This window comes from Methylobacterium oxalidis, from assembly GCF_007992195.1.
GTDB lineage: Bacteria > Pseudomonadota > Alphaproteobacteria > Rhizobiales > Beijerinckiaceae > Methylobacterium > Methylobacterium oxalidis.
Genome location: NZ_BJZU01000172.1, coordinates 1 through 10,433 on the forward strand (window position 1 = coordinate 1; position 10,433 = coordinate 10,433).

At 64.8% G+C, this 10,433-nt stretch carries 10 protein-coding genes; 5 read left to right on the forward strand and 5 right to left on the reverse strand.

What is annotated here, in order from left to right:
- Positions 1-433: 433 nt before the first annotated feature.
- Entirely contained in the window at positions 434-730 is a 297-nt protein-coding gene (locus MOX02_RS28095; RefSeq protein ID WP_147029088.1) for a hypothetical protein, read from the reverse strand.
- Between the two features lie 599 nt (positions 731-1,329).
- Entirely contained in the window at positions 1,330-1,698 is a 369-nt protein-coding gene (locus MOX02_RS28100; RefSeq protein ID WP_147029089.1) for a septal ring lytic transglycosylase RlpA family protein, read from the reverse strand.
- Positions 1,699-1,950: 252 nt separating this feature from the next.
- On the opposite strand from MOX02_RS28100, the gene MOX02_RS28105 reads away from it, so the two are divergent.
- From MOX02_RS28105 to MOX02_RS28120, 4 genes are all read left to right on the forward strand, one after another.
- On the forward strand, positions 1,951-2,184 hold the full coding sequence (locus tag MOX02_RS28105; protein ID WP_147029090.1) for a hypothetical protein: 234 nt from the start codon (positions 1,951-1,953) through the stop codon (positions 2,182-2,184).
- A gap of 187 nt (positions 2,185-2,371) precedes the next feature.
- Entirely contained in the window at positions 2,372-2,770 is a 399-nt protein-coding gene (locus MOX02_RS28110; protein ID WP_147029091.1) for a ComEA family DNA-binding protein, read from the forward strand.
- Between the two features lie 158 nt (positions 2,771-2,928).
- Positions 2,929-3,180, forward strand: a complete 252-nt coding sequence (locus MOX02_RS28115) for a hypothetical protein (protein ID WP_147029092.1) — start codon at positions 2,929-2,931, stop codon at positions 3,178-3,180.
- A gap of 297 nt (positions 3,181-3,477) precedes the next feature.
- On the forward strand, positions 3,478-3,783 hold the full coding sequence (locus MOX02_RS28120; protein WP_147029093.1) for a DUF6894 family protein: 306 nt from the start codon (positions 3,478-3,480) through the stop codon (positions 3,781-3,783).
- On the opposite strand, the gene MOX02_RS28125 is transcribed toward MOX02_RS28120, so the two are convergent.
- On the reverse strand, positions 3,780-4,451 hold the full coding sequence (locus MOX02_RS28125) for a response regulator (protein ID WP_147029094.1): 672 nt from the start codon (positions 4,449-4,451) through the stop codon (positions 3,780-3,782). The two genes, MOX02_RS28120 and MOX02_RS28125, sit on opposite strands and share 4 nt — an antisense overlap.
- A 144-nt stretch (positions 4,452-4,595) precedes the next feature.
- Here MOX02_RS28125 and MOX02_RS28130 point away from each other — a divergent pair, with 144 nt between their 5' ends.
- Entirely contained in the window at positions 4,596-6,629 is a 2,034-nt protein-coding gene (locus MOX02_RS28130) for a GAF domain-containing hybrid sensor histidine kinase/response regulator (RefSeq protein WP_147029095.1), read from the forward strand.
- Between the two features lie 34 nt (positions 6,630-6,663).
- On the opposite strand, the gene MOX02_RS28135 is transcribed toward MOX02_RS28130, so the two are convergent.
- Both MOX02_RS28135 and MOX02_RS28140 read right to left on the reverse strand, forming a co-directional pair.
- A complete protein-coding gene (locus MOX02_RS28135; RefSeq protein ID WP_147029096.1) occupies positions 6,664-8,679 on the reverse strand; it encodes a glycosyltransferase family 2 protein in 2,016 nt (671 codons plus the stop codon).
- On the reverse strand, positions 8,661-9,896 hold the full coding sequence (locus MOX02_RS28140; protein ID WP_147029097.1) for an HlyD family secretion protein: 1,236 nt from the start codon (positions 9,894-9,896) through the stop codon (positions 8,661-8,663). Before MOX02_RS28140 ends, MOX02_RS28135 begins: the two co-directional genes overlap by 19 nt.
- Positions 9,897-10,433 lie beyond the last annotated feature (537 nt).

Genomic DNA, 10,433 nt, shown 5'->3' on the forward strand with positions numbered 1-10,433 from the left:
AACTGACTGTTCCACCTTGGAACAAGGAGTGGCACCGTTGAGGAATCGCGGCAAGAAAGTGGCCGCAGCTTTTTAGCGCTAGCCTGAGGATCTAGTACGCACCCTGCGCGTGTTTAGCTCAGAGATGCACTCCGAAAGAGAGGCGACAACGCTGTCCTGAAAGTAGACTCGGGCCGACCCAGCAGCGAGGAAAGTCGATTAGCGTTGCATTAACGACGTTGTGAAATGATCAGCCTCAGACTCAGATGCAACACTGCTCTGCGATAGTCCTGGGCACCCGATGCGCGGCAGATCTCGCAATGAGCGGTACCCGCGCGACTACACCGCCCACGTGCTCACGGCCCTGGGTTTCCTGCTGATCATCATTGCAGGCGCGCTGCCAATCCTTCTGGGTCTGTGATGCCCACCGCACAACATTTGAGCCGAAGGCAGGCTATTTCGCGCGACTGTTCTGTCGCTTGTCCGCTGCGGGCGGCAGCTTGGCGAACACCTCCGTGCACATGTTGCCGAGGCTGCTGCGCATCAGGCCCCTAGCCCACTCGCGGCGGCCCTCGTCCATCAGCTTGATCGCCGTCTCCTGCGGCGTCTCCTTGGCGCAGGCCCGCATCACCTTCATCAACGGGTACTCGGCCTCGCGCCCGCAGGATTTCTTCGCCTGCAGGAACAGGCCGTACTTCTGAAACCGCGCCGGACAGTCCTCCTCCGCAGAGGCTGCGGCGGTGGCGAGCAAGCTGGCCACAAGGGCGAGGGCGAGGGAAACAGTTAGCGCTGATCGTAGAAGCATCACGGCTCTACATGGCGCACCGGCAAGCCCAAGCTAGAGAGAGGGTGCGTCCACCCGCTTCTCCGGCCGCGCCAGAATGATCGCAGTCCGCACCGCCGCCCGCCGGGCTGCGACGCCACACTTCCGATTGGCCAGCAATCTTACCGTGAAGGGGTGCGCAGCAACGGCAGACGCGAGATCCAGTTCGTACTCACAGCTCATTTTGAACAGCCCGGGCTCTGATCGAGACAAGTAGGCCTCCACAGCTGCGGACACCTCCGCAGGCTTGACCGCACCGGACGAGAGAAGGCCTCCAACGGTCGGTCTGTTCATCCTGCAGTCCTATGCCTTCGTGGCGCCAGCGGGCGAGCACTTTCCATCCGGTCAGGGCGTGAGGATGGCGTCTTGAAGTGTCAGATGCTGCCGGGCCGCGGTACGTCGCCGAGCCACCCCATAGAAGGGCGGCCGAGCCGTATGCTGAGTTGCTGGCCGGCCTCTCACGGCATCGATTGGCCGCGCGTCGAGCCGTTCGCATGGTCAGAAAAGGACCCCGTTAGCTGAGAACGTCACAGGCGAGCGAGGCTGACCTTCGCGACACCAGAGACGCCAATGGCGCGGGCTGAGGCGTTCGACAGGTCGATCACCCGGCCGCCGACGAACGGGCCGCGATCGTTGATGCGCACCACGACAGAGCGGCCGTTGCTCTTGTTGGTCACCCGCACCTGCGTGCCGAACGGCAGGCTACGGTGAGCCGCAGTCAGCGCGTGCGTGTTGAAGCGCTCGCCGTTGGCCGTGCGCCGGCCGTGGAAGCCGGGACCGTACCAGGAGGCTACACCGGACTGCGCAGGCGCGGTCGTCCCAGCTTCGGCACAAGCGCCGGTCGCGCAAGTAATCGCAACGATCGCGAGGAGCATCAGGCGAGCGTTCGAGACCATTCTGTGCATTCCCGTTTGTTATGTGAACGGGCCGGCAAAATGTAGCTGAATGTGACGAGAGTATGTTTGGCAGGATATTGGCGGATCTGCCCATCAAGTGTCACGATAATGCCGAATTGTGCTTGGATCGGAGCAGCAGACCAGTCGGACTAGGCCAGCTGGCTGAATGTTCTCTGAACCAGCGTGCGCCTACAGCTAAGCCCAATCGGGCTGGCACAGCCCAGCCCGCTCCTCGGCCTTACAGGTGCACACATGATCCTGACGCGCTCGACCCTGATCCGTACCCTCACTGTCGCGGCACTCGGGACCGTGCTCGTCAGCCAGGTTGCACGCGCAGGAACGGTCGAAACCGCTGCGCAGGCGGGCGCAGAGTGCCTGCAGGGCTGCGCCACGCGAAGCCTGGCCGACAACTGCTACTACGTCGATCAGGCCCAGACCGGCCGCTCGGGTAAGATCGTGATCCGCCGCGTGCAGGAATGCGACTGAGCCCTCTCGCCAGATCGTCCTCTCCACCGGCAGATGAAAATCTATGCAGGCCTCCTCACTCTTGGTCGATCCGCATCTCGGGGCCATTCACACGGGCGGCAAGCCCGTGCGTCTCTGGCCCGTGCTGGCCTCAGGCTGCCTCGGCCTCGCTGCCGTTGGACTACTTGCTGCAGCGGTCCCGAGGCTGATGAACCATCCACCGCAGCAGCCGGTGCGGCCCAGCTCCGTCCTCCGGGTGCCGCTGCCGGCGCAGACGCCGGGCGTGGCGCCGAGCCTCACCGCAGAGGCGATGCGACAGGCATCACCGGGTCTACAGACAGCGGCTGTGCAGGTTCGGCCGCAAGTGGCCGTCCAGGCTGTACCAACCACCGTAGCGACTGTGACCGGTAAGGCTCAGTCGGCTCCCCTTGTCGGCCTGAACACGGCGACGCTCCTCGAGCTCAGGCGATTGCCGCACATCGTCAAGAGCCAGGCGCGTGCGATCATCAGCAGCCGGCCCTACAGCAGCGTCGCCGAGCTTGCTGAGCGCAAGCTCGTCTCGGCTCGTGCCTACAAGGCCATCAGGACCCGTGTGGACCTGCACTGAGCCTGCTCTCGGCTCCTGTGCCGGCTACAGCTAGGCCACCTGGCCTAGTGAGACACCCGGCCATCTGTCCGACTACACACGCCAGCCCGGACGTGGTGTTTACGCCTCGCTAACGAATGAGACCGGGCCACGTACCCGGGCAGAGGGAGAGGCGGGCGATGAACAAGATCTGGTTTGGCTGCGCTGGCACGGCTGCGGTTCTGGCCGCCCTCATCGTTGCGCCGGGACAGGCTGCGCCGCAGGCCCCAGCTGCTGCGCCGATCGGCGCCGAGATCGCCCGCGCGGCCAAGCCCACCCAGGTGGCCGTCCAAGAGGTTGTGCAGCCCGCAACGGTGCAGCTCCCCTCTCGCGAGATGTCGGCTCGCGCAGTGCGAGTCGTGTACCCGTCGCCCTACGCTGCCCAGCGCTGAACCAGCACCATGCCAGTCTTCACTGCGGCCGCGCTGGGTGCAGATCCTGAGGGTGCAGCCCTACTCCGCGCAGTGCTGCAGGGAGAGGGCAGTGGCCCGGCGGCAAAACGCAATGCCGCACCGCGCTGGACCGTCAAGAACAGAGGCCAGGATCAGTTACGACGTCTGCGTCCCATAGCTAAGAACGTAAGCCAGAGTGGACGACCTGAGCTGATGCCGTGCTGAGCTGGCTGCCGGCAGAAAACTTCATCATCCGTTCGCACACCGTCGCTGCGCCAGCACCCGGAAGGAGGCCCCATGGCCCGCTACTTCTTCGACATCACCGATGATCTCCTCTCCGTGACGGACGGCGAAGGCGAGGAGTGCGCTAGCCACCAGCATGCGGCAACTCGAGTGGCTCAGATCCTGACCGAGATCGCTGCCGATACTGGATCCGGCGACGGGCAGAGCAACCTCACGGCGAGGGTGCGGGATCAAGCTGGGCAGGTCGTGTACGAGGCAGCACTCCGGGTTACCGGTATGTGGATCGACCCTTCGGAGCACCCTGACCAGCGTAAAGCCGCTCCGCGCGAGCGGAGCGCGCCAGCAGCCCTGGCGGCCTAGGCGGACGGGGCGCTGTTCAGCACGCGCCCCCCGATGGCCGCCGCCGCGGAGCGGCTCGAGACGCCGAGAGTCCGGAAAAGAGCCGCTACATGGATCTTAACGGTGCCCTCGCCGAGACTGAGCGCTCGCGCGATCTCCTTGTTCGACTTGCCTTGCACGATCAGCTCAAGCACCTCCCTTTGGCGCGGCGTGAAGCTCGTCGGCAGCGTAGCGTCAGCTGGAGCCGGGGGCGGACTAGGTTCATGACACGGCCCGCTGCTGATGTCGGCCAGAAGGGGGGGCACGTAGATGAAGCCCTTCAGGATCATCTCGAGCGCTTGCCCGAGTTCGGCCACACCGATCCCCTTCGGTATGTAGCCGTGCCCGCCGGCTTCCAGAGCCTGCAGGATGTCTTGGCGACGCTTGGACGCTGAAACGATGGCGGTCAGGGTCTCGGGCCGGACCTCGCGCACGGCACGCAGGCTGCCTGCTCCCTGCATGCCCGGCATGGCCAGATCGAACAGGGCCAGGGCAATGTCCTCGCGGCGACCAAGATGCTCGATGGCCTCGTCGAGGGAGCCGGTTTCGATCACCTCAGCAAAGCCGAGCCGGTTCTGCAGGATGGCCCGCAATGCCATGCGGAAGAACTCGTCATCATCGGCAACGAGGGCGACCTTCGTGTCCGTCATGGTCCCGCTCGGGCCAACTCCGAAGACAGTGCAGGTCCGACCTTAAAGCCATACAATTCGGCTGCAACTCCGCCGTTGGGGCTAAAAGGCTTGGCTGGCTGCGCCAGCAGGTTGGCCCGCTTCCGACAAGAGGGGCGATAGAACGTGCGACAGGACGACGAGGAACAGCGGCGGCTGCGTGCCCTCGAAGGCTACTGCATCCTCGACACGCCGGCCGAGGAAAGCTTCGATCGTGTGGTCGCGCTGGCACGTGCCTTGTTCGATGTGCCGGTCGCCTTCGTCAGCTTCGTCGACGAACACCGACAGTGGCTCAAAGCACGGCAGAACCTCGACGTCAGCGAGACGCCGCGGGCCATCGCGTTCTGCAGCCATACCATCCGGTCGCCGAGCGTGCTCGTCGTTCCCGACGCGACCCGAGACCCGCGCTTCCTCGACAATCCCCTGGTGACGGGCGGTCCGAAGATCCGCTTCTACGCCGGCGCGCCGATCACGGCGGCCGGCGGCGAGCGCCTGGGCGCGGTTTGCCTGATCGACTTCGTTTCTCGCCCGGCGCTGACTGAGGCTGAGCGCGAGAACCTGGCGCGTCTCGCGGCCATCGTCATGGACGAGCTGGAACTTCGCCGCGAGCTCAGGGCGCGGAGCGAGACCGAGGCGCAACTGCACGCCGCCTATGCCGCCGCCGATGCTGCCAACGCGGCCAAGTCCGACTTCCTGGCGAACATGAGCCATGAGATCCGCACGCCGCTGAACGGCATCTCGGGCTTCACGCAGCTGCTCCTGGCCAATCCCGATCTGCCCGCGGAGAGCCGCCGGCACGCCCAGCTGATCGACAGCGCAGCCTCGGCCTTGCTGACGGTGGTCAACGACATCCTGGACTTTTCCAAGCTCGCGGCCGGCAAGCTCGACCTCGACCTCAACCCGCTGCCGATCGAGGCGCTGATCGACAACAGCCTCTCCATCGTGCGGCACAGCGCGGAGGCGAAGGCGCTCGACCTGCAGGTGCGCGTGGATCCGCGCGTGCCCGCCGCTGTCTTCGGCGACCGGGCCCGTCTGCAGCAGATCCTGCTGAACCTGCTCAACAACGCCATCAAGTTCACCCATGCCGGCTCGGTAACCCTGGAGGTCGATGTCGAGGCCGAGCGGGGCGACAACTACGAACTGCGTTTCCTGGTGCGGGACACCGGCATCGGCATCGGTCCGGAGGTGCAGCGGAAGCTCTTCGAGCGCTTCTCGCAGGCGGAGGCCGCGACCTTCCGCAAGTATGGCGGAACGGGCCTCGGCCTGGCGATCTGCAAGAGCCTGATTGAGCTCATGGGTGGCGAGATCGGAGCGGAGGGCATCCTGGGCGAGGGCTCAACGTTCTGGTTCCGTCTGACTTTGCAGCGAGCCGAGCTTGCGGCGGCTGCGGGGATGCTGGAGGACGGGGGCATCCAGCCAAGTGGTCGCCCCGCTCGTGTTCTCCTGGTCGAGGATCTTGAGCTGAACCGGGAGATCGCACGCCGATTCTTGGAGATGGCAGGTCATCATGTAGACGTCGCCTCTGATGGCGCCGAGGCTATCCGGGCGGTTCAGAGTGCGGCCTACGATGTGGTCCTAATGGACGTTCAGATGCCGGTGCTGGACGGCATCGCGGCGACGGAGGCGATCCGGCGCCTGAACGGCCCCGCGCGTGACGTGCCGATCATCGCACTGACGGCGAACGTGCTCTCGCAGGAGGTACACCGGTGCCGCCAGGCTGGCATGAACGGGCATGTCGGCAAGCCGTTCAGAGCGGCCGAGCTGGTCGCGGCCGTTGAACGCTGGTCCAAGAACGCTGCAGGAGAAGCCAGATCGCCAAGTGTAACCTCACCGCCGGATGATCTCGATGAAGGAACGCTCTCGGAGCTGACAGAACTCCTGGGGGCGGAGAAGACGCGCGACTACGTGCAGCGGCTGGATCGTGAGATCGAGGCTTTCGCTGCGTTATCGAAGTCAGAGCAGCTCGATCCCAGCGCGCTGGCGAAGGCGGCCCATGCTCTCGTCTCGCAGGCCGGGCTGCTGGGCTTTCCAGCCCTTTCAGCGGCCTGCAGCGCACTTGAGGAGGCTTGCGCGGGAACGGAGTACAGGCAAGCCTACGAGGCTACCTTGGCATGTGCACGGCGAGCGCAGGTGAGAGCGCAGGTCCATCTCCGGCTATAGAACCGCCCGTCATCTCTGTAGGCTCTGACCAGCCTCAGGTCGCACGCGCGGTCCTCCCGAACAGCCGCGCCCAGATGCCACTGACGATCGCCGACTTGTCGATCTCTCGGACGTCCTGCGAGTACTGGCCCGTGTAGAGCCTGACGATCATCCGATCGCGGCACTCGCCTGCGAGAGCGTAGGAGAACGCCACCCGGACGATTGTCCCACGCTTGGTTCGTGTGAGCCGCTCGACCTTGGCATTCAGATGCGGAAAGCGGTCCATCTCCACAATGATCGCATCACCCTCGCTCAGGGCGGTGTCGGCTGCCATCTCCGCAATTCCGCTTTCCAGTGACAGGCTCATCACCCGGGCACGATGGTAGCGTCCTTCGTCCGCAACGATGCGCGCTTCCTCGTCGGTGATGAAGCTGTCCAGCAGCGGGCGCGGCTTCTCGAAGCAGATCAGCGCGGAGATCAGCAGGACGATGATGTTGATCAATGCCCAGTAGGCGGACACCACCGAGAACTCACCCTCACCGATGCGCGACCATTCCGGGACGATGTTGATCACCAAGCCCAGCGCCGTCACGCCGACCCAGAACGCGATCGAGTAGAACGTGTAGCGATCGAATTCCGATTCCTCGTTGCCGCTTCCCTTCGGCGTCACGCGGAATGGCACGCCAAATGGCTTGACGAGGCTCGAGATCACGACCGGCAACATGCGGAAGGTCGCGAACGCGCCGACCGCGCTTGAGACCAGCGGCAGGTAGCGCGTCGGCGTGAGCCAGCCCATCAGGAGGAAGTAAGCTACCAGCACAGGCAACTGGTAGTAGACGATGTCCTGCGTCCCGGTGAAGTACAGCGGCGCTGCGCCTGTCCAGAGATAGACGGCGGGCACGACGAGGATCACGAACCGGACCGTGTACTGCACCAGCCACGACAGCGGGAGGAACATCAGCCGCTGGAACAGGTTCAGCCCGGGGCCGCGCAGCGGACCGTTGTGCGGATAAATCGTCTGGATGCCGCCGCGGCACCAACGGCCGCGTTGGACGAAGTAGCCCTTCAGGTTCTCGGCCGCGAGCCCCATCGAAAGGCGCTCGTTCAGGTAACGGGTCTTGAAGCCCTTGTTCAGCATCGCCAGCGTGGTGAGCAGATCCTCGGTGATCGAGTCGTGGGGAAAGCCTCCGATGGCGTCGAGCGCGCTCCGACGTGCAACCGAGCAGGAGCCGCAACAGAAGCTCACGTCCCAGGCATCGCGGCTGGCCGCCATCTCGTCGAAGAACAGCCGCTGCTCGTCGGGCCAGACGGTCTCCAGCGAGAGGTTCGACTGCACCGGGTCCTTGTTGAAGAAGTGCTGCGGCGTCTGCACGATCCCGATGCTCGGGTCGGCGAAGAAGGGCAGCGTGCGGCGCAGGAAGTTGCGGTAGGGCACGAAATCGGCGTCGAAGATCGCGATGAACTCGCCCGAGGACACGGTCAGGCCGTTGTTCATGTTGCCGGCCTTGGCGTGCGAGTTGTCCGGGCGGGTGACATGAATGGCACCCTTCTCCTCGCAGTAGGCTTTCAGCCAGTCCCGGCGCTTGTCGTCGAGGACATAGACCTTGAACTTGTCACGCGGGTAGTCGAGCGCGAGAGCTCCGACGATGGTCCGCTCCAGCACATCGAGCGGCTCGTTGTAGGTCGGGATGAACACGTCGACGGTCGGCAGCTCCCCCGCGGGCCGCGCGAAATAGGCGCGCTCCAACTCGTCGGCCTCGCTGCTGCGGTCGACATACCGGCTCATCGCAATGAGGAAGAGCAGGATGTCAGCGAAGGCACCGAGCTCCACGCAGAACACGAACCAGGTCCAGAAGAACCCGAAGCTCCAATCGACAGGATGGGGCAGGACGGTCTGCGTGAACCGCCAGATCAGGTAGCGCAGGGCGACAGCGAGCACGAAGGCGCAGGTCAGCGCCCGGGTCCACGTCCGTTCCCGCGGCCAGTTCGTGATGAAGATGAGGAAAACGGCGCCGACGAGAAGGGTCGGAGCGAGCGGCCAGAGGTCCAGCCCTACGAGATACTGAACCACAGGCTCCTCACCCAATTGGCGAGCGGGAAGGTCGGAGCAGACCGGGCGAACCGGACCTGCACGGTGCGGCCGACGTGGCAGAAGTTCTCGTAGTCGGTCTGCATCGGGTTTGGTTCGAGGGAGACGCGAATGCGGGCGCTCTTGCCGCGGCTCTTCGGCGGCATGGCTGCGAGCGTCACCTCTTCAACGGCAGCGCTCGATCCGCGCACCGAGATGACCTTGCCGGCAATCACCTCAGAGGTGCCGAGGAGCCGAACCTCGGCGGGGTCGCCGGGCTTGATCTCGTCGTAATCCACCTCGTCGAGCAGGATGTCGACGAAGAGGTCGCGGCAGTCGAGGAGCCGCAGCAGCTCGTTGCCGACGACGACGTTTGAGCCTCCGACCACGTTGTTGCGCCAGATCACGCCCTTGAAGGGCAGTTGCACGGATGCGTGGGACAGCCGGTCGTTGCGGGCGCGCTCGATCAGGAGCTGTCTTTCCAGGAGCTGGACGCGCGCCCGCTCGGTCTTGGCCTGAGCCTCGACATTGGCGAGCTGGATCGTCACCTCGTCGGTGCGCTGCTGCGAGTAAGGCACGTCATTGCGGCCCTCGCCCACGAACGTGCCGCGTCTCAAGGCATCGAGCTGCTGGGTGAGCCGCTCCAGTTCCGCCTTGGCGATCGTGCCCTCGTTGCCGGAAGCGATCGCAGCGGCCCTGGCTGCCTCGACCGAGCTGCCTGCCACGACGCCCGTGGCACCAAGCGTCTGCTTGCGGCTCAGGTCCGCCTCGGCCGATGCTTTGTTGGCCTGCGCCGTGCTGATCCGCTGCTGCCGGATCACGATCTCCTGCTGGATGCTCTGGATGCTGGCCTTCTGATAGTCGGCAAGCCGGCCGGTGAGCTCCTTCTTCAGGGCCGCCAACTGGCCGATCTGCGCCTCCAGCGCCTTCAGGCGCTCGCGTGCTGCGCCGAGATCCGCCTCGAGCTGTGCCTCGGCTGTGCGGGCGATGCGGTCGTTGTTGATCTGGAAGACTTCAGCGTCCTCCGGCAGCGCGGTGCCGACCTTCGGCGGTGTCTCAGAGACCACGCCCTCGATCGGCGCGGACACAACCGTGAAGCGAGCGTTCACGGTGCCGTCGAGGCTGGTGTGGCCGGTGAGGCCCGGTAGGAGCACCAGGATGCCGGTGACGAGCAGCGAGAGCCCGACGAAGATGCGGGCGAAGCGCGAGTTCCAGAACATTCCCCCTCACAGAAAGCTCAGGCTTTTGGCAGCTGACATTGTTGACACGCGCAATGTTCGACCGCGGCCGATGACGTGCAGCAGAACGTACGTTGCTGCCAGACGCCTAAGGAATGCTTTCGGTTCCTTGCAGCGATCAGCTCTCTCGCGGCCGAACGGATTTTAGGTGATTTGATTAACTGGAGCTGAACATAGGGGATGCTGGAGCGACTTGTACAAGAAGGAGCCGGAAAACACCTTTTTAAGATCCCATTCCATTACGGTATGAGGCCCTGCGGGGTCGGGTAGCATCGCGGAGCAGCCCGCCGCACCGGGCAAGGAAACCCTCCATCTGGTTCGAGGTTGCTCGTCGTGCCGCCCTCGCTCTGCCGGGTGTGGAGGAGCGGGCGAGTCCGGCCGGACCGGTGTTCCAGGTCGGCCGGCGGCGCCTGGCTTGGCTGGGCGAGGACGGCGTCTCGCTGCTGGTTCCCGTCGAGGCTGACGAGGGCGAGATGCTGAGCGAGGCCGAACCCAGAACGTTCTCCATGGCCGGCCAGT